This is a genomic window from Enterobacter sp. BNK-8 (assembly GCF_048685095.1).
In the GTDB taxonomy this organism is placed as follows: Bacteria; Pseudomonadota; Gammaproteobacteria; order Enterobacterales; family Enterobacteriaceae; genus Enterobacter; species Enterobacter quasiroggenkampii.
Window position 1 is genome coordinate 3,523,150 of the sequence record NZ_JBLQTN010000001.1, and the last position, 18,100, is coordinate 3,541,249.

At 56.7% G+C, this 18,100-nt stretch carries 17 protein-coding genes; 5 read left to right on the forward strand and 12 right to left on the reverse strand.

Annotated features, from left to right (window positions below; genetic code table 11):
• Nucleotides 1–543: an isopentenyl-diphosphate Delta-isomerase gene (idi, locus tag ACMGGU_RS16960; protein ID WP_039265495.1), complete on the forward strand. Its 543-nt coding sequence runs from the start codon at nucleotides 1–3 to the stop codon at nucleotides 541–543.
• Between the two features lie 38 nt (nucleotides 544–581).
• On the opposite strand, the gene lysS is transcribed toward idi, so the two are convergent.
• The 5 genes from lysS to xerD all read right to left on the reverse strand — a co-directional run bounded on the left by lysS (nucleotide 582) and on the right by xerD (nucleotide 6,675).
• Nucleotides 582–2,099 carry a lysine--tRNA ligase gene (lysS, locus tag ACMGGU_RS16965; protein ID WP_021242046.1) on the reverse strand — a complete coding sequence of 506 codons (1,518 nt, stop codon included), beginning with the start codon at nucleotides 2,097–2,099 and terminating at the stop codon, nucleotides 582–584.
• 9 nt (nucleotides 2,100–2,108) lie between these two features.
• Nucleotides 2,109–3,207 (reverse strand): peptide chain release factor 2 gene (gene prfB, locus ACMGGU_RS16970; protein WP_102046748.1). Its coding sequence is split into 2 segments (ribosomal slippage): nucleotides 2,109–3,131 and nucleotides 3,133–3,207, totalling 1,098 coding nucleotides; the frame shifts between segments, so codons are not numbered across the junction.
• Between the two features lie 90 nt (nucleotides 3,208–3,297).
• Nucleotides 3,298–5,031 carry a single-stranded-DNA-specific exonuclease RecJ gene (recJ, locus tag ACMGGU_RS16975; RefSeq protein WP_048029122.1) on the reverse strand — a complete coding sequence of 578 codons (1,734 nt, stop codon included), beginning with the start codon at nucleotides 5,029–5,031 and terminating at the stop codon, nucleotides 3,298–3,300.
• 5 nt (nucleotides 5,032–5,036) lie between these two features.
• The gene (dsbC, locus tag ACMGGU_RS16980) at nucleotides 5,037–5,750 is read right to left on the reverse strand and encodes a bifunctional protein-disulfide isomerase/oxidoreductase DsbC (RefSeq protein WP_023333302.1); all 714 of its coding nucleotides are present in this window, start codon (nucleotides 5,748–5,750) and stop codon (nucleotides 5,037–5,039) included.
• A gap of 28 nt (nucleotides 5,751–5,778) precedes the next feature.
• The gene (gene xerD / locus ACMGGU_RS16985) at nucleotides 5,779–6,675 is read right to left on the reverse strand and encodes a site-specific tyrosine recombinase XerD (protein ID WP_008499709.1); all 897 of its coding nucleotides are present in this window, start codon (nucleotides 6,673–6,675) and stop codon (nucleotides 5,779–5,781) included.
• Between the two features lie 101 nt (nucleotides 6,676–6,776).
• Between xerD and fldB the strand changes: the two genes are divergently transcribed.
• Nucleotides 6,777–7,298: a flavodoxin FldB gene (gene fldB / locus ACMGGU_RS16990; protein ID WP_395299559.1), complete on the forward strand. Its 522-nt coding sequence runs from the start codon at nucleotides 6,777–6,779 to the stop codon at nucleotides 7,296–7,298.
• Nucleotides 7,299–7,304: 6 nt separating this feature from the next.
• Here fldB and ACMGGU_RS16995 read toward each other — a convergent pair whose 3' ends face one another.
• Both ACMGGU_RS16995 and sdhE read right to left on the reverse strand, forming a co-directional pair.
• Nucleotides 7,305–7,715: a protein YgfX gene (locus ACMGGU_RS16995; RefSeq protein ID WP_021242050.1), complete on the reverse strand. Its 411-nt coding sequence runs from the start codon at nucleotides 7,713–7,715 to the stop codon at nucleotides 7,305–7,307.
• The gene (sdhE, locus tag ACMGGU_RS17000) at nucleotides 7,696–7,962 is read right to left on the reverse strand and encodes an FAD assembly factor SdhE (RefSeq protein ID WP_006178375.1); all 267 of its coding nucleotides are present in this window, start codon (nucleotides 7,960–7,962) and stop codon (nucleotides 7,696–7,698) included. Before sdhE ends, ACMGGU_RS16995 begins: the two co-directional genes overlap by 20 nt.
• Before the next feature lie 294 nt (nucleotides 7,963–8,256).
• Between sdhE and ygfZ the strand changes: the two genes are divergently transcribed.
• Nucleotides 8,257–9,237, forward strand: coding sequence for a tRNA-modifying protein YgfZ (ygfZ, locus tag ACMGGU_RS17005; RefSeq protein WP_045909913.1), 981 nt, complete (start codon nucleotides 8,257–8,259; stop codon nucleotides 9,235–9,237).
• Between the two features lie 84 nt (nucleotides 9,238–9,321).
• Here ygfZ and trhA read toward each other — a convergent pair whose 3' ends face one another.
• Complete coding sequence (gene trhA, locus ACMGGU_RS17010; protein ID WP_045335239.1) at nucleotides 9,322–9,981, reverse strand: PAQR family membrane homeostasis protein TrhA; 660 nt, start codon at nucleotides 9,979–9,981, stop codon at nucleotides 9,322–9,324.
• 265 nt (nucleotides 9,982–10,246) lie between these two features.
• Between trhA and ACMGGU_RS17015 the strand changes: the two genes are divergently transcribed.
• Nucleotides 10,247–10,978 carry a MurR/RpiR family transcriptional regulator gene (locus ACMGGU_RS17015; RefSeq protein ID WP_021242053.1) on the forward strand — a complete coding sequence of 244 codons (732 nt, stop codon included), beginning with the start codon at nucleotides 10,247–10,249 and terminating at the stop codon, nucleotides 10,976–10,978.
• 116 nt (nucleotides 10,979–11,094) lie between these two features.
• Nucleotides 11,095–12,528: a 6-phospho-beta-glucosidase BglA gene (gene bglA / locus ACMGGU_RS17020; RefSeq protein WP_023294510.1), complete on the forward strand. Its 1,434-nt coding sequence runs from the start codon at nucleotides 11,095–11,097 to the stop codon at nucleotides 12,526–12,528.
• 77 nt (nucleotides 12,529–12,605) lie between these two features.
• On the opposite strand, the gene ACMGGU_RS17025 is transcribed toward bglA, so the two are convergent.
• The 4 genes from ACMGGU_RS17025 to gcvT form a co-directional block, all read right to left on the reverse strand.
• On the reverse strand, nucleotides 12,606–13,349 hold the full coding sequence (locus ACMGGU_RS17025; RefSeq protein ID WP_420300760.1) for an SDR family oxidoreductase: 744 nt from the start codon (nucleotides 13,347–13,349) through the stop codon (nucleotides 12,606–12,608).
• Nucleotides 13,350–13,419: 70 nt separating this feature from the next.
• On the reverse strand, nucleotides 13,420–16,293 hold the full coding sequence (gcvP, locus tag ACMGGU_RS17030) for an aminomethyl-transferring glycine dehydrogenase (RefSeq protein WP_395299560.1): 2,874 nt from the start codon (nucleotides 16,291–16,293) through the stop codon (nucleotides 13,420–13,422).
• Between the two features lie 127 nt (nucleotides 16,294–16,420).
• Complete coding sequence (gene gcvH, locus ACMGGU_RS17035; protein WP_008499718.1) at nucleotides 16,421–16,810, reverse strand: glycine cleavage system protein GcvH; 390 nt, start codon at nucleotides 16,808–16,810, stop codon at nucleotides 16,421–16,423.
• A gap of 23 nt (nucleotides 16,811–16,833) precedes the next feature.
• The gene (gcvT, locus tag ACMGGU_RS17040; protein WP_045910150.1) at nucleotides 16,834–17,928 is read right to left on the reverse strand and encodes a glycine cleavage system aminomethyltransferase GcvT; all 1,095 of its coding nucleotides are present in this window, start codon (nucleotides 17,926–17,928) and stop codon (nucleotides 16,834–16,836) included.
• Between the last annotated feature and the right edge of the window lie 172 nt (nucleotides 17,929–18,100).

The window sequence follows — 18,100 nt, forward strand, 5'->3', positions numbered from 1 at the left end:
ATGAGTATTCAAGAACACGTTATTTTGGTAAACGACCAGGGAATGGTGATTGGCACTCAGGAAAAATATGCCGCGCACACGTTACATACCCCGCTGCATCTGGCGTTCTCTTCCTGGCTTTTTAACGCAAAAGGCGAATGTCTGATCACCCGACGCGCCTTAAGCAAAAAAGCCTGGCCCGGCGTCTGGACCAACTCCGTGTGCGGCCACCCGCAGTCGGGTGAAGAGACAGTCCAGGCGATAATCCGCCGCTGCCGCTTTGAAGTGGGCGCAGAACTGACCGATATCACCGCCGTCGCCCCTGAATTTCGCTATCGGGAAACCGACCCGTCCGGGATCGTGGAAAACGAAATTTGCCCGGTGTTCGCCGCCCGCATCACCAATGACGTGACGATAAACGAAGATGAAGTGATGGACTATCAGTGGGTTGAGCTGGACGCGCTATTCCGCGCGCTGGACGCGACGCCCTGGGCCTTTAGCCCGTGGATGGTCATGGAAGCGACAACCGCCCGCGAAAAACTTAAAGCCTTCGCGGCGCAATAAAAAAGCCCCTTTCGGGGCTTTTTTTACATCTTAACGCCTTATTTCACCGGGCGCATCGCCGGGAACAGGATCACGTCACGGATGGTGTGGCTGTTGGTGAACAGCATCACCATACGGTCGATACCAATCCCCAGACCTGCCGTTGGTGGCAGGCCGTGCTCCAGCGCGGTCACGTAGTCTTCGTCGAAGAACATCGCTTCGTCGTCGCCTGCCGCCTTCGCGTCAACCTGATCCTGGAAGCGCTGAGCCTGGTCTTCCGCATCGTTCAGCTCGCTAAAGCCGTTGCCGATTTCACGGCCGCCGATGAAGAATTCGAAGCGGTCAGTGATTTCAGGGTTCTGGTCATTACGACGCGCCAGCGGAGAGACTTCAGCCGGGTACTCGGTAATGAAGGTCGGCTGAATCAGGTGCGCTTCGGCCACTTCTTCGAAGATCTCGGTCACGATACGGCCCAGACCCCAGCTCTTCTCTACCTTGATACCGATGCTTTCGGCGATCGCTTTCGCAGAATCGAAGTTATCCAGATCGGCCATGTTAGTTTCCGGACGGTACTTCTTGATCGCTTCGCGCATGGTCAGTTTTTCGAACGGCTTGCCGAAGTCGAAGACTTCTTCACCGTAAGGAACCTGCGTGGTGCCCAGAATATCCTGCGCCAGCGTACGGAACAGGGATTCGGTCAGCTCGATCAGATCTTTGTAATCCGCATACGCCATATAGAGTTCCATCATGGTGAACTCTGGGTTATGACGAACGGAGATCCCTTCGTTACGGAAGTTACGGTTGATCTCGAACACGCGGTCAAAACCACCAACCACCAGACGCTTCAGGTACAGTTCCGGCGCGATACGCAGGTACATGTCCAGGTCCAGGGCGTTGTGATGGGTGATGAACGGACGCGCAGACGCGCCGCCAGGGATCACCTGCATCATCGGGGTTTCCACTTCCATAAAGTCGCGGTTCACCATGAACTGGCGGATACCGGCCATAATCTGGGAGCGAATTTTGAAGGTCTTGCGGGATTCATCGTTAGAGATGAGATCCAGGTAGCGCTGACGATAGCGCGCTTCCTGATCCTGCAGGCCGTGGAATTTGTCCGGCAGCGGGCGCAGGGCTTTGGTCAGCAAACGCAGCTCGGTGCAATGGATAGACAGTTCACCGGTTTTGGTTTTGAACAGTTTACCTTTCGCGCCCAGGATATCGCCCAGGTCCCACTTCTTGAACTGCTCGTTGTAGATGCCTTCCGGCAGATCGTCACGGGAAACGTACAGCTGGATACGGCCGCCAACGTCCTGCAGGGTCACGAAGGAGGCTTTACCCATGATACGACGGGTCATCATGCGGCCCGCAACGGCCACTTCAACGTTCAGCGCTTCCAGCTCTTCGTTCTCTTTCGCGTCGAAGTCAGCGTGCAGTTGGTCTGAGGTGTGGTCACGACGAAAATCGTTCGGGAACGGCACGCCCTGCTCGCGCAGCGCTGCCAGCTTCTCGCGGCGGGTTTTCAGTTCGTTGTTAAGATCGACTACCGCGTCAGCGCCCTGTGCTTGTTGTTCAGACATGTTGGTTCCTCATAACCCTGCTTTCAAACTTGCTTCGATAAATTGGTCCAGGCTGCCGTCCAGCACCGCCTGCGTGTTGCGGGTTTCAACCCCGGTACGCAGGTCTTTGATGCGGGAGTCATCAAGGACGTAAGAACGGATCTGGCTGCCCCAGCCGATGTCAGATTTATTGTCTTCCATCGCCTGTTTCTCAGCATTTTTCTTCTGCATCTCCAGCTCATAAAGCTTCGCTTTCATCTGCTTCATGGCCTGGTCTTTGTTCTTATGCTGGGAACGGTCGTTCTGGCATTGCGTTACCAGCCCGGTTGGAATGTGGGTAATACGCACCGCCGATTCCGTACGGTTAACGTGCTGGCCGCCCGCGCCGGATGCGCGATAAACGTCGATACGCAGGTCCGCCGGGTTAATTTCGATATCGATATCTTCATCAACTTCCGGGTAAACAAACGCGGAGCTGAAGGAGGTATGACGACGGCCGCCGGAGTCGAACGGGCTCTTACGCACCAGGCGGTGAACGCCGGTTTCAGTGCGCAGCCAGCCATAGGCGTAATCACCGATGACCTTGATGGTGACGGATTTAATACCGGCCACTTCACCTTCAGACTCTTCGATAATTTCGGTTTTGAAGCCGCGCGCTTCGGCCCAGCGCAGATACATACGCATCAGCATGCTGGCCCAGTCCTGCGCTTCGGTACCACCGGAACCTGCCTGAATATCGAGATAACAGTCAGCGCTGTCGTATTCGCCGGAGAACATGCGACGGAATTCAAGCTGCGCCAGCTTCTCTTCCAGCACGTCGAGTTCTGCTACGGCTTCGTTAAAGGTTTCTTCGTCGTCAGCTTCGACGGCCAGCTCCAGCAAACCGGAAACATCTTCCAGCCCCTGGGCCATTTGATCCAGCGTATCTACGATAGCTTCGAGAGAGGAACGCTCTTTACCCAGCGCCTGTGCGCGTTCAGGTTCGTTCCAGACGTCCGGCTGTTCCAGCTCGGCGTTTACTTCTTCAAGACGCTCTTTCTTGGCATCGTAGTCAAAGATACCCCCTAAGAACGTCAGAGCGCTCCGTGAGGTCCTGAATACGGTTTTTTACCGGATTAATTTCAAACATGGTCTGTTTTCTTTTATGGACTTGTCAAAATGCGGTGATAAGAGCGGGATTGTACCGAATCCACGCCCTTTTTTATAGAGATTACTGCCGCTAAATTGGCCAGATATTGTCGATGATGATCTGAAGGGTGCGGTTACCGCGAAACTCGTTGATGTCCAGTTTGTACGCCAGCTCGACCTCACGTACGCCGTTGTCCGGCCATACCGCTGTGTCAACGTTAAAGGCAATACCGTCCAGCAGCGGGCCGCCGCCGACCGGTTCAACCATCACCTTCAGATGACGTTCGCCGACGATGCGTTGCTGCAGCAGGCGGAAACGGCCGTCGAACAGCGGCTCCGGGAACATCTGCCCCCATGGACCGGCATCGCGGAGCATTTGCGCCACGTCCATCGTCATCTCAAGCGGTGAAAGCTCGCCATCGGACACCACTTCACCCTGCAGCAGGGCCGGGTCAATCCAGTCGGTGACCAGCTCGCCGAAGAGGCGCTGGAACTCGTCGAATTTCGCCTCTTCCAGCGACAGGCCTGCCGCCATCGCATGGCCGCCGAACTTGATCATCAAGCCCGGATACAGCGTATCGAGACGCTCCAGCGCGTCGCGCATGTGCAGCCCCTGAATCGAGCGGCCAGAGCCTTTCAGCGTGCCGTCGCCTGCGGGAGCGAAGGCGATCACCGGGCGGTGGAAGCGCTCTTTGATGCGCGACGCCAGAATGCCGACCACGCCCTGATGCCACTCGGGATGGTACATCGCCAGGCCGCCCGGCAGCGTATCACCGCTGCGTTCAAGCTTTTCGCACAGGGTCAGCGCTTCGGCCTGCATCCCCTGCTCAATCTCTTTACGTGTCTGGTTCAGGGCGTCCAGCTCGTTGGCCAGCACGCGCGCTTCACCGATGTTGTCGCACAGCAGCAGCGCGACGCCAACGGACATATCGTCCAGTCTTCCGGCCGCGTTCAGGCGCGGCCCGAGGGCAAAGCCCAAATCGCTTGCCGCCAGCTTGAGCGGGTCGCGGTTGGCGATTTCCAGCAGCGCCTTGATCCCCGGGCGGCACTTGCCTGCCCGGATACGGCTCAAGCCCTGCCAGGTCAAAATACGGTTATTGGTATCGAGCGGGACCACGTCAGCGACGGTACCCAGCGCCACCAGATCGAGATATTCGGCCAGGTTTGGTACGGCAATACCGCGGGATTCGAACCAGCCCTTGTCGCGTAACAGGGTACGCAACGCCAGCATCAGATAAAACGCCACGCCTACGCCCGCAAGGGATTTCGACGGAAAATCACAGTCGCGCAGGTTGGGGTTAATAATCGCCTCGGCGGCAGGCAGCGTTTCACCGGGGAGATGGTGATCGGTAACCAGCACCGGGATCCCCAGCGCGTGGGCATGATCAACCCCCGCATGGGAAGAGATCCCGTTATCGACGGTCATGATCATCTGAGCACCGCGGGCGTGGGCCTGATCGACCACTTCCGGGCTGAGTCCGTAGCCGTCTTCAAAACGGTTCGGCACCAGATACGTGACGTTATCGCAGCCCAGCGCGCGCAGGCTGAGCACGCTCAGCGCGGTGCTGGTGGCGCCGTCGGCGTCGAAATCCCCTACCACCACGATGCGCGTGCCCTCACGCAGGGCGTGGTAGAGCATTTCAGTGGCTTTTTCGATGCCGTTCAGCTGCTGCCAGGGCAGCATCCCTTTCACGCTGCGTTCAAGATCTTCAGCGCGACGCACGCCGCGGCTGGCGTAGAGGCGCTTCAGCAGCGGCGGGAGATCGTCCGGTAAATCAACCGGTTCAACCGCCTCGCGGCGGCGCAATTTTATCGGGGCTTTCACGCGGATTATTTACCACTAACCTGTTTCTGGTGCGCGTCGAGGAACTCTTTCATCTCTTTTGGTCCCTGATAGCCCGGAACGACATACCCGTTGCTCAGGACAATCGCTGGCGTACCGCTCACGCCAAACTGCACGCCCAGCGCGTAGTGGTTAGCAATGTCGATATCGCAGGAGGCTGGCTTAACCTCTTTTCCGCTCATCGCATCATCAAAGGCTTTGTTGCGGTCTTTCGCACACCAGATGGCCTTCATGTCCTGCTCTGGCTGGCTCTGTACGCCCGCGCGCGGGAAGGCCAGATAGCGCACGGTAATACCCAGCGCGTTGTAATCTTTCATCTCTTCATGCAGCTTGTGGCAGTAGCCGCAGGTGATGTCGGTGAAGACGGTAATGACGTGTTTTTCCTGCGCCGCCTTATAGACGATCATCTCTTTTTCGAGCGCGTTCAGGTTTTTCATTAGCAGCTGGTTGGTCACGTTGACCGGCTGCGCGCCGCTCACGTCGTACATTGGCCCCTGAATAATGTGTTTTCCGTCTTCGGTGACGTACAGCACGCCGCTGTTGGTCAGTACCGTTTTCATTCCGGCGACCGGTGCTGGCTGAATATCGCTGCCGGTGACGCCAAGCTTAGCGAGCGACTGTTTGATAGCGGCGTCGTCAGCATGGGCGAAACCGGTAAAGGAGGCTGCCAGCAGGGTGAACAGCGCGAAACTCTTTTTCATAGTTGATCCTGTTACAATTCGTCGGCACTCACGCACGAGGGTGGTGCTGTTGGTGTAGCTGCCGCAGGCGTTCCGTCGCGACATGGGTGTAAATTTGCGTCGTGGAAAGATCGCTATGTCCCAGCAGCATCTGCACCACGCGTAAATCCGCGCCGTGGTTGAGCAGATGCGTCGCGAAGGCATGACGCAATACGTGCGGCGAAAGCTTTTCACTGTCGATACCGGCCAGTGTGGCGTAATGCTTGATGCGATGCCAGAACGTTTGCCGCGTCATCTGCTGTGCGCGCTGGCTCGGAAACAGAACGTCGATAGATGCGCCGTTGAGCAGCCACGGGCGACCGTGCTCCAGATACGTTTCCAGCCAGTAAACCGCCTCTTCGCCCAGCGGAACCAGCCTTTCCTTGTTTCCTTTACCGATGACGCGCACCACGCCCTGACGCAGGCTGATGTCGCTCATCGTCAGGCCAACCAGTTCCGAAACGCGCAGGCCGGTAGCATACAATAGCTCAAGCATGGCTTTATCGCGTAACTCCAGCGGCAGGTCAACTGCCGGTGACTGTAATAATCTCTCAACTTGTGCTTCGCTCAGATCTTTCGGCAGCCGCTGCGGAAGTTTTGGGGATGCCAGCAGCGCGCTGGGATCGTCCTCGCGGATCTTCTCACGGTAGAGATGCTGGAACAGCCGACGCATGGCGCTGAGCAAGCGCGCAGAACTGGTCGCTTTGTAGCCCCCTTCGACACGTTCACCGAGCAGTGCCTGCAGGTCGTCGCTTTGCGCGCTCGCCAGCGAGAGCTGCCGACGGGCCAGCCACTCCACCAGCATGGTAAGATCGCGCCGATAGGCGCTGAGCGTATTCTCGGCCAGATTTTTTTCCAGCCACAGCGCGTCGAGAAACTGTTCAACGAGTGCGAGATCCTTTTCCACATCAGCCCCTTTGATTCTGCAGTCAGGTCATTATGCCTGATTGTGACCGGTTTCTGGTACACTACGCGCAAAGTCAACGCAAGAATTGAGATTGTTACGCGATGAATATTGGTCTGTTCTATGGTTCCAGCACCTGCTACACCGAAATGGCGGCAGAGAAAATTCGCGACATCATTGGCCCGGAACTGGTGACGTTGCATAACCTGAAAGATGACGCGGTCGCGCTGATGGAACAGTACGATGTGCTGATCCTCGGCATCCCAACTTGGGACTTTGGTGAGATACAGGAAGACTGGGAAGCCATCTGGGAGCAACTCGATTCAGTCAATCTCGACGGCAAGATTGTTGCCATGTACGGGATGGGAGATCAGCTGGGTTACGGGGAGTGGTTCCTGGACGCGCTCGGCATGCTGCACGACAAGCTGGCGCCGAAAGGGGTGTCGTTCATCGGCTACTGGCCAACCGAAGGTTACGAGTTCACCAGTAAAAAGCCGATTATTGCCGACGGCGAGCTGTTTGTTGGGCTCGCGCTGGATGAAACCAACCAGTACGATCTTAGCGATGAACGCCTGCAAAACTGGTGCGAGCAGATTCTGGGCGAAATGGCAGAAAAGTTTAGCTAACGCCTATTACCCCTGCGTCGTCTGTTGCAACAGCATCCGGCGCAGGTCTCGCCACTCGGCAGCATCCATACTGTCAGCCGCCAGCCAAAGATGCTGGCAACGCCCGCCGTCCACCTTGCGTAACCGTAACATCATGCCGCAGTTGAGCATCCAGGGCATACCGAGAATATCCCACTCTTTTCCCTGCCAGCGCAGGCGGGAATCCATCAGTAGCTTGATCTCTCCCTGACGGGCATTAATGCGACGCTGGCTGCGTACGCTGTCAAACACGACAAACGAGAGTAACAGCAGCCACAGCGGCGTATAGCTCAGCGGCCACGGCATCAGTAACACAAAGGCCGCAACCAGGCCGTGGAGCAACAAAGACATCCACTGCGAGCGCCACGAGACGCGAAGATCAGATTGCCACAGGACCACGTTCCCGATTCCGTGTTTGAATTAATTGCACCATCCGTTGCAACTCGGTGTCGGCGGGTTTGCCGTGGTTCATCAGCCAGTTGAATAAATCCGGATCGTCAGACTCAAGCAGGCGAACAAACAGACGCTTATCATCGTCGCTTAAGGTGTCATACTCATATTCGAAGAAAGGCATGATGGAAATATCAAGTTCACGCATGCCGCGACGGCACGCCCAGTGAATACGGGCCTTGTTGTTAATATCCATGTTCAGTTTCCTGCATTACGTTTGGCACAGTCGGTACCCCATTCAGTGTTCTTTATTTCTCTACGGGGACACCAGCTAGTGTAACGTGTTTTTGAGCGTTTCATTACTGGAATATTGCGATCGACGAGCAGGCTTCCAGAATAATCCCTACAAAGACAGCGGATTACATTATTTTGCGTGGTGTTACGCACAACCGGTTTATGGCACAAATGGCCTGTTGAAAGCGCTTGCATTGCCTGCAGGCTCTTTTACCATTAGGCATTATCAAAGCGTTAAGCAATTCAGGATATCGTTATGGCCTTTACACCATTTTCTCCTCGCCAGCCCGCCGCCTCTGCGCGTCTGCCGCTGACGCTTATTTCTCTTGATGACTGGGCGCTGGCGACGCTCACCGGTGCCGACGCCGAAAAATATCTGCAGGGCCAGGTGACCGCCGACGTCAGTCAGATGACCGAACACCAGCACCTGCTGGCCGCCCATTGCGACCCAAAAGGTAAAATGTGGAGCAACCTGCGTCTGTTCCGCCGTCAGGACGGTTTTGCCTTTATTGAGCGCCGCAGCCTGCGTGACGCCCAGCTCAAAGAGCTGAAAAAATACGCGGTCTTCTCCAAAGTCACTATCGCCCCGGACGACGAACATGTCCTGCTGGGTGTGGCCGGCTTCCAGGCGCGTGCGGCGCTGAAAAATCTCTTCAGCGAACTGCCGGATGCGGAAAAGCAGCTCGTCAGCGAAGGCGCGACCTCCATCCTGTGGTTTGAACACCCGGCAGAGCGTTTTCTGTTAGTCACCGATGCTGAAACCGCCGAGCGCGTCACCGAGGCGCTGCGCGGCGAAGCGCAGCTTAACAACAGTCAGCAGTGGCTGGCGCTGAATATCGAAGCGGGTCTGCCGATCATTGACGCCGCAAACAGCGCGCAGTTTATTCCTCAGGCAACGAACCTGCAGGCGCTGGGCGGCATCAGCTTTAAAAAAGGCTGCTATACCGGCCAGGAGATGGTCGCACGAGCAAAATTCCGCGGGGCAAACAAACGCGCGTTATGGACACTCGCGGGCCATGCCAGCCGCGTACCTGAAGCAGGGGAAGATTTAGAGCTGAAGATGGGTGAAAACTGGCGCCGTACCGGCACCGTATTAGCCGCCGTACAGCTGGATGATGGACGTCTTCTGGTGCAGGCCGTTATGAACAACGACATGGAAGCGGACAGCGTGTTCCGCGTGCGTGACGATGTGAACACACTGAGCATCGAGCCTCTGCCCTATTCACTGGAAGAGTGATGCTGTATCGCCCGGTGGCCCTGCGCTTACCGGGCCTACAAATCCCGTAGGTCGGGTAAGGCGAAGCCGCCACCCGACAAAAAACTACGCCTGCCCCACATACAAATAAATCGCCAAAAAGTGGCACACGCTGCCGCCCAGCACAAAGCCGTGCCAGATGGCATGGTTGTACGGAATACGCTTGCAGACGTAGAAAATGACGCCGAGCGAATACACCACGCCGCCTAAGGCCAGAAGCGTGACGCCCCCTATCGACAGTTTGATTGCCAGCTGGTACACCACGATCAGCGACAGCCAGCCCATGGTCAGATAGGTGACCAGCGACAGCACTTTAAACCGGTGCGCAATGGTGAGCTTAAACAGGATCCCGAGCAGCGCCAGGCTCCAGATAACAATCATCAGGCCGCGCGACAGCGGTGAGTTGAGCCCCACCAGCAGAAACGGCGTGTAGGTGCCTGCAATAAGAAGGTAGATAGCGCAGTGGTCAAACTTCTTGAGCCACATCTTGGCCCGCTGATGCGGGATCGCGTGATACAGCGTCGAGGCCAGAAATAGCAGGATCATGCTTCCGCCATACAGGCTGTAGCTGGTAATAGCCATTGCGCTGGCATTGGCATCGACCGCCTGCACCAGCAATAACACTAAACCGACAATCCCAAACACCAGGCCAATGCCGTGGCTGATGCTGTTGGCTATTTCCTCAGCCAGCGAATATCCCTGTGCGATTAATGGTCTACTCACCATACAAAACTCCGGGAAAACAAAAGATGATTATTCATCGCATCACTATGCTAACTGAGAATGATTCCAGTGAACACCTGTTAGCTAAAATAATTTCACTTCAGGATTTATACCTTAAAATCATAGGCATAAATGAATTTTTCACCTAACATTTGTTCACATTAAAATTTAACCATTAAGAATCAAGAGCATAAAAATGGATCCTGCCGTCTGGCCGCATGTTATGATGGATACATGAGGTCTGAATAAGAGTTATGCCATTGTGAGTATCTTTACCCACTCCGCCATTGCCAGTCTCAATAACCTGGAGATGATGGTCTACAATTATGTCATTAAAAACCGTGACAAAGTCATGTACATGACCATCCGCGAGCTGGCGGATGCGGCGGGTGTCTCGACGACCACTATCCTGCGCTTTTGCCGCAAGCTTAACTGCGAAGGCTACTCGGAGTTTCGCGTACGCTTTAAGCTTTATCTTGAACAAAACGAGCCCCAGCAGGCGAATTTCGGCGCCAGCGAAATTATCAGCTTCTTTAAAAGCGTAAATAATGAAGAGTTCGACGCGTTATTAGATAGTGCGGTCGATATTATTTTATCGTCGGAACGCATTATATTTGTCGGCGCAGGAACGTCAGGCTCGCTGGCAAAATATGGCGCACGTTTCTTTTCTAATATCGGAAAATTCAGTAACCATATTGATGACCCTTATTTCCCGGTCACCAATGACATGGCGAAAAATGCGCTGGCGATTGTGCTCTCCGTCTCGGGTGAGACCGAGGAGATCCTGCGCTTCGCCAGCCAGTTTAGCCTGCATCATTGCAAGGTGCTCTCCATTACCAGCCACGAGCACTCGCGTCTCGCAAAACTGGCGGACTTTAATCTCTCCTGGCACGTTCCCCAGACGCGTATTGCGGGCGTCTACGATATCACCACGCAAATTCCCGTCATCTATATTCTGGAATCTCTCGGCCGTAAGCTGGCGAAGAAACTTGCAGAATAAAACATCCTGTTTTTTTGATGTAACAAATCACATTATGCCCAATTTGTTATATCGTGACATTTAATTTCGCTTTGCTAGACTCGATGCCAATAAGCCATTTATTGAGAATAGCAGCGATGAAAAAATTGACCTTACCAAAAGATTTTTTATGGGGTGGCGCGGTTGCCGCTCACCAGGTTGAAGGCGGCTGGAACAAAGGCGGCAAAGGGCCAAGCATTTGCGACGTATTAACCGGCGGCGCACACGGCGTACCGCGCGAAATCACGCAGGACGTGGTGCCGGGGAAATATTATCCCAATCATGAGGCGATTGATTTCCACGGCCATTACAAAGAAGACATTAAGCTTTTTGCCGAGATGGGCTTCAAGTGTTTCCGCACCTCGATTGCCTGGACGCGTATCTTCCCGAACGGTGACGAAACGCAGCCAAACGAAGAAGGGCTGAAGTTTTACGACGACATGTTCGATGAGTTGCTGAAATACAACATCGAACCGGTGATCACCCTCTCCCACTTCGAAATGCCGCTGCACCTGGTGAAGGAGTACGGTAGCTGGACCAACCGTAAAGTGGTCGATTTCTTTGTGCGCTTCGCGGAAGTGGTCTTCGAGCGCTACAAAAACAAGGTCAAATACTGGATGACCTTCAACGAAATCAACAACCAGCGTAACTGGCGCGCGCCGCTCTTCGGCTACTGCTGCTCGGGCGTGGTCTATACCGAACATGAAAATCCGGAAGAGACCATGTATCAGGTCCTGCACCACCAGTTTGTGGCCAGTGCCCTGGCGGTGAAGGCCGCGCGCCGCATCAACCCGGAGATGAAAGTCGGATGCATGCTGGCGATGGTGGCGCTCTATCCGTTCTCCTGCAAACCGGAAGACGTGATGTTCGCCCAGGAATCAATGCGCGAGCGCTACGTCTTTACCGACGTCCAGCTGCGGGGTTACTACCCATCTTACGTCCTGAATGAGTGGGAACGCCGTGGCTTCTCCATCAAAATGGAAGCGGGCGACGAGCAGATCCTGCGTGAAGGCACCTGCGACTACTTAGGCTTCAGCTACTACATGACCAACGCAGTGAAGGCGGAAGGCGGTACCGGCGATGCCATTTCCGGTTTCGAAGGCAGCGTACCGAACCCGCACGTGAAGGCCTCCGACTGGGGCTGGCAGATTGACCCGGTAGGCCTGCGCTATTCCCTGTGCGAACTGTACGAGCGTTACCAGAAACCGCTGTTTATCGTGGAAAACGGCTTCGGCGCCTACGACAAGGTAGAAGAAGACGGCAGCATCAACGATGACTATCGCATCGACTACCTGCGTGCCCACGTGGAAGAGATGATCAAAGCCGTTACCCACGATGGCGTGGATCTGATGGGCTATACGCCATGGGGCTGTATCGACTGCGTGTCGTTTACCACCGGCCAGTACAGCAAGCGCTACGGCTTTATCTACGTGAACAAGCACGACGACGGCACGGGCGACATGTCGCGTTCCCGTAAGAAGAGCTTCGAGTGGTATAAGGGCGTGATTGCCAGCAACGGCGAGGCGCTGTGATTTTTTGCCCGGTGGCGCTGCGCTTACCGGGCCTACACGAACAGTAGGCCGGGTAAGGCGAAGCCGCCACCCGGCTTTTATTTCCCGCCCGCCAGCTCTATAAAACTCCCCGTCACATACGACGCCTTTTCGCTCAGCAGCCAGACAATCGCCTGGGCGACCTCTTCCGGCTGGCCGCCGCGCTGCATCGGCAGTAACGATTTTACGCGATCCACTCGCCTCGGCTCTCCGCCGGAAGCATGGATATCGGTATAGATCAGACCGGGACGGACGCAGTTAACGCGAATGCCCTGCGCCGCGACCTCCAGCGATAAACCCGTTGTCAGCGAATCCACCGCCCCCTTGGACGCGGCGTAATCCACATATTCACCCGGCGCGCCCAGACGGGACGCTGCGGAAGAGACATTCACTATCGCCCCGCCCTTGCCGCCATGTTTGAAGGACATGCGTTTTACCGCTTCCCGACAGCAGAGGAAATAGCCCGTGACGTTGGTCGCCAGGACACGGTTAATGCGCTCGGCGGAGAGATTCTCGATGGTGGACTGCTCAAACAGGATCCCCGCATTATTGACCAGCGCGGTCAACGGCTCGCCTTCGCGATCGAGGCTGTTAAACATCGCCAGCACCTGAGCTTCATCGCTGATGTCTGCACGTACAGCAAAGGCTTGACCACCCGCATCCACAATCTGCCTGATGACGTCCTGCGCGGCGTTAATGTTGTGATGATAGTTCACCGCCACGGTGTAGCCTTCGCGAGCCAGCTGCAGCGCGGTGGCTTTCCCGATGCCGCGGCTGGCGCCGGTGACCAGTGCAATTGCCATTATCTTCTCCCAATAAAAAAGCCGGGTGGCGGCTTCGCCTTACCCGGCCTACGTTACTACATCAGCAATGTTACTGGTATTCGCTCATCGGCACGCAGGAGCAGAACAGGTTACGGTCGCCGTAGACGTCATCGAGACGCTTCACGGTCGGCCAGTATTTGTTCGCCACACCTGCCGGGAAGACCGCCAGCTCGCGGGAATAACCGTGGTTCCACTCCGCCACCATCTCGTGCTGGGTGTGCGGGGCGTTAACCAACGGGTTATCTTCCAGCGTCCACTCACCGTCCTGCACGCGATCGATCTCCATGCGGATGGCCAGCATCGCGTCGATAAAGCGGTCCAGCTCGGCTTTGCTTTCGGACTCCGTTGGCTCCACCATCAGCGTGCCCGCAACCGGGAACGACATGGTAGGCGCGTGGAAGCCGTAGTCGATCAGACGCTTGGCGATGTCCAGCTCGCTAATGCCAGTCTGCTCTTTCAGCGGACGAATATCGAGGATGCACTCATGCGCCACGCGACCGTCGCGGCCGGTATAGAGCACCGGGAAGGCAGACTTCAGGCGCGTCGCAATATAGTTGGCGTTCAGAATGGCCACCTGGCTCGCCTGCTTCAGCCCTTCCGCGCCCATCATGCGGATATACATCCAGCTGATTGGCAGGATAGAGGCGCTACCGAACGGTGCCGCAGAGACCGCGCCCTGACGGGTCAGCATGCCTTCAATCTGAACCACGCTGTGGCCCGGCACAAACGGCGCCAGGTGCGCTTTCACGCCGATTGGCCCCATGCCCGGGCCGCCACCGCCGTGCGGAATACAGAAGGTTTTGTGCAGGTTGAGGTGCGATACGTCCGCACCGATAAAGCCCGGCGAGGTAATGCCCACCTGCGCGTTCATGTTTGCGCCGTCGAGGTATACCTGACCGCCGAACTGGTGCACCACGTCGCACACTTCACGGATGGTCTCTTCATACACGCCGTGGGTGGACGGATAGGTCACCATGATGCAGGAGAGTCGGTCGCCCGCCTGCTCGGCTTTCGCGCGCAGGTCAGCCAGGTCGATGTTGCCGTTTTTATCGCACGCCACAACCACCACTTCCATGCCCGCCATCTGGGCAGAGGCCGGGTTGGTGCCGTGGGCGGAGCTTGGGATCAGGCAGATATCGCGATGGCCTTCGTTGCGGCTTTCGTGATAGTGACGGATTGCCAGCAGGCCCGCATATTCACCCTGCGCGCCGGAGTTCGGCTGCATGCAGAGCGCGTCGTAACCGGTCAGCTTCACCAGCCAGTCGGAAAGCTGGTTGATCATCACGTGATAACCTTCCGCCTGCTCTGGCGGGCAGAACGGGTGCAGCTCGGAGAATTCAGGCCAGGTGATTGGGATCATCTCTGCCGCGGCGTTCAGCTTCATGGTGCAGGATCCCAACGGGATCATCGCCTGGTTCAGCGCCAGATCCTTGCGCTCCAGAGAGTGCATGTAACGCATCATCTCGGTTTCGCTGTGGTAGCGATTAAAGACCGGGTGCGTCAGGATGGCGTCGTTACGCAGCATGCTGTCCTGAATGGAGCGGCTGTCGAGCGCAACTTCTTTGTCGAGCGCATCAATGTCCAGACCGTGCGCGTCACCCAGCAGCACGCTGAACAGGTTCAGGATATCGTCGCGGGTGGTGCTTTCATCCAGCGTAATGCCGACGGCGTTGTGGATGTCGCTGCGCAGGTTGATCTTTGCCGCGTCCGCGCGGGCCAGCACGGCGGCCTTGTCCGCCACGTCCACGCACAGGGTGTCGAAGTAGTGGGCATGGCGCAGCTTAAGACCTTTTTGCTGCAGGCCGCAGGCCAGGATATCGGCCAGGCGGTGAATGCGGCTGGCAATGCGTTTCAGGCCAGCCGGGCCGTGGAACACGGCGTACAGGCTGGCGATGTTAGCCAGCAGCACCTGTGAGGTACAGATGTTGGAGTTCGCTTTCTCGCGGCGGATATGCTGCTCGCGGGTCTGCATCGCCATGCGCAGCGCGGTATTACCGGCAGCATCTTTGGAGACGCCGATAATACGGCCAGGCATGGAACGTTTGAATTCATCTTTCGCGCCGAAGAACGCCGCGTGCGGGCCGCCGTAGCCCATCGGTACGCCGAAGCGCTGTGCTGAGCCGAATACGATATCCGCGCCCTGTTTGCCCGGCGCCGTCAGCAGCATCAGCGCCATAAAATCGGCGGCAACGCTCACAACCACCTTGCGGGATTTCAGCTCGGCAATCAGCGCGCCGTAGTCGTGAACTTCACCGGTGGTGCCCACCTGCTGCAGCAGCACGCCAAAGACATCCTGATGATCCAGCACTTTGTCAGCGTCGTCGACAATCACGTCAAAGCCGAAGGTTTCCGCACGGGTGCGCACGACGTCCAGCGTCTGAGGATGCACGTCCGCCGCCACGAAGAAGCGGTTAGCGTTTTTCAGCTTGCTCACGCGCTTAGCCATCGCCATCGCTTCGGCGGCAGCTGTCGCTTCATCCAGCAGAGAAGCGGAGGCGATATCCATGCCGGTCAGGTCCAGCGTCACCTGCTGGAAGTTCAGCAGCGCTTCCAGACGGCCCTGGGAGACTTCTGGCTGATACGGCGTATAGGCGGTGTACCAGCCCGGGTTTTCCAGCATGTTGCGCAGGATCACCGGCGGTAACTGCACGTTGGTGTAGCCCATGCCAATGTAAGACTTATAGCGCTTGTTCAGGCCGGCGATGGCCTTCAGCTCCGCCAGCGCGGCGAATTCCGTAGTGGCTTCCCCCACCTGAGGCGGCGTGGCAAGCTGGATGTCTTTTGGCACAATCTGGCCGATCAGTGCGTTTAATGAATCCGCGCCAACTGTCTTTAGCATCTCCTGCTGTTGCTGAGCATCCGGCCCAATGTGACGTTCGATGAAGGCGCCACGGTTTTCAAGCTGGCTTAAAGTCTGTGTCATGAGCGATGGTTCCTGAAACGTGCAGTGAATCGTAGTTATCTGTAACGCTGTTGCCCGGTGGCGCTAACGCTTACCGGGCCTACGTTGATCTCCAGGCCGGATAAGCGCAGCGCCATCCGGCACAACGTTATTCGTCTTCCAGTAGTGCTTCGTATGCGGTCGCATCCAGCAGCGCGGCAACCTGGGATTCGTCGCTGGCTTTGATCTTGAAGATCCAGCCGCCTTCATAAGGCTCGCTGTTGACCAGCTCTGGCGAATCGCTCAGCGCGTCGTTGACGGCAACAATTTCACCGCTTACCGGCGCGTAGATATCGGATGCTGCTTTTACGGACTCCGCCACGGCGCAGTCGTCGCCCGCGCTCACGGTCGTGCCCACGTCAGGCAGGTCAACAAACACCATGTCGCCCAGCAGCTCTTGCGCGTGCTCGGTGATCCCTACGGTGTAAGTGCCGTCCGCCTCTTTGCGCAGCCACTCGTGTTCTTTGCTGTATTTCAGTTCTGCTGGCACATTGCTCATTGAAGTTCTCCTGATAAAAATGATTAGGCGACCGGCTTACCGGCGCGAACAAAAATCGGTTTGGTCACGTTGACCGGCATTTCGCGGTTGCGGATTTGCACCACCGCCGTTTCGCCAATCCCCGCCGGCACGCGTGCCAGTGCAATACTGTAGCCCAGCGTCGGAGAGAAGGTTCCGCTGGTGATCACGCCTTCGCGAGGATTGCCGTCAGCATCGGTAAAGCGCACCGGCAGTTCGCCGCGCAGCACGCCCTTCTCGGTCATTACCAGGCCCACCAGTTGTTCAGTGCCCTTCTCGCGCTGCATCTCCAGCGCTTCACGGCCGATAAAGTCACGGTCAGCCGGTTCCCACGCGATGGTCCAGCCCATATTGGCGGCCAGCGGAGAGACACCTTCATCCATCTCCTGACCGTAGAGGTTCATGCCCGCTTCCAGACGAAGCGTATCGCGCGCGCCCAGACCCGCAGGCTTCACGCCCGCTTCCACCAGCGCACGCCAGAAATCAGCGGCCTTCTCGTTTGGCATCGCAATTTCGTAGCCCGCTTCACCGGTGTAGCCGGTGGTGGCGATAAACAGATCGCCCGCCTGCACGCCAAAGAACGGCTTCATGCCAGCGGTGGCGTTGCGCTGCTCGTCGTTAAACAGAGAGGCGGCTTTCGCCTGCGCGTTTGGTCCCTGCACGGCGATCAGCGACAGATCGTCACGGACGGTGATGTCGATGGCATAAGGTTCGGCGTGTTGGGTGATCCAGGAGAGGTCTTTTTCGCGGGTGGCGGAGTTTACAACGAGGCGGAAGAAATCTTCAGTGAAGTAATAGACGATAAGGTCATCAATCACGCCGCCCGAGGCATTCAGCATGCCGGTATAGAGCGCTTTACCCGGCGTCTTCAGTTTGGCGACGTCGTTTGCCAGCAGATAACGCAAAAACTCCCGGGTGCGGCTACCGCGCAGATCGACAATTGTCATGTGGGACACGTCGAACATACCGGCATCGGTGCGCACCGCGTGGTGCTCATCAATCTGCGAGCCGTAGTGCAGCGGCATCATCCAGCCATGGAAGTCCACCATGCGGGCGCCGCATAACACGTGTTGTTCGTACAAAGGAGTCTGTTGAGCCATCTTGTCCTCGTTGAAAAATTCACCGTGAAACCCGGTATCGGCCCCGCGTTCGGGCACCGACGCAAACGTTCTCTTTTACCTGAACTTACCACCGAAACCGGCGGTTAACCATAAGGCAAAATGGGTCATCACATTAGCTTATGACAAAAAATCGCTAAAAAGCCTACAGAGT

Bases quoted from the DNA above. Each gene is read 5' to 3' on its own strand.
- idi (WP_039265495.1), top strand. From the start codon at position 1: ATGAGTATTCAAGAACACGTTATTTTGGTAAACGACCAGGGAATGGTG.
- lysS (WP_021242046.1), bottom strand. From the start codon at position 2,099: ATGTCTGAACAACAAGCACAGGGCGCTGACGCGGTAGTCGATCTTAAC.
- dsbC (WP_023333302.1), bottom strand. From the start codon at position 5,750: ATGAAAAAGAGTTTCGCGCTGTTCACCCTGCTGGCAGCCTCCTTTACC.
- fldB (WP_395299559.1), top strand. From the start codon at position 6,777: ATGAATATTGGTCTGTTCTATGGTTCCAGCACCTGCTACACCGAAATG.
- sdhE (WP_006178375.1), bottom strand. From the start codon at position 7,962: ATGGATATTAACAACAAGGCCCGTATTCACTGGGCGTGCCGTCGCGGC.
- ygfZ (WP_045909913.1), top strand. From the start codon at position 8,257: ATGGCCTTTACACCATTTTCTCCTCGCCAGCCCGCCGCCTCTGCGCGT.
- trhA (WP_045335239.1), bottom strand. From the start codon at position 9,981: ATGGTGAGTAGACCATTAATCGCACAGGGATATTCGCTGGCTGAGGAA.
- bglA (WP_023294510.1), top strand. From the start codon at position 11,095: ATGAAAAAATTGACCTTACCAAAAGATTTTTTATGGGGTGGCGCGGTT.
- ACMGGU_RS17025 (WP_420300760.1), bottom strand. From the start codon at position 13,349: ATGGCAATTGCACTGGTCACCGGCGCCAGCCGCGGCATCGGGAAAGCC.
- gcvP (WP_395299560.1), bottom strand. From the start codon at position 16,293: ATGACACAGACTTTAAGCCAGCTTGAAAACCGTGGCGCCTTCATCGAA.
- gcvH (WP_008499718.1), bottom strand. From the start codon at position 16,810: ATGAGCAATGTGCCAGCAGAACTGAAATACAGCAAAGAACACGAGTGG.
- gcvT (WP_045910150.1), bottom strand. From the start codon at position 17,928: ATGGCTCAACAGACTCCTTTGTACGAACAACACGTGTTATGCGGCGCC.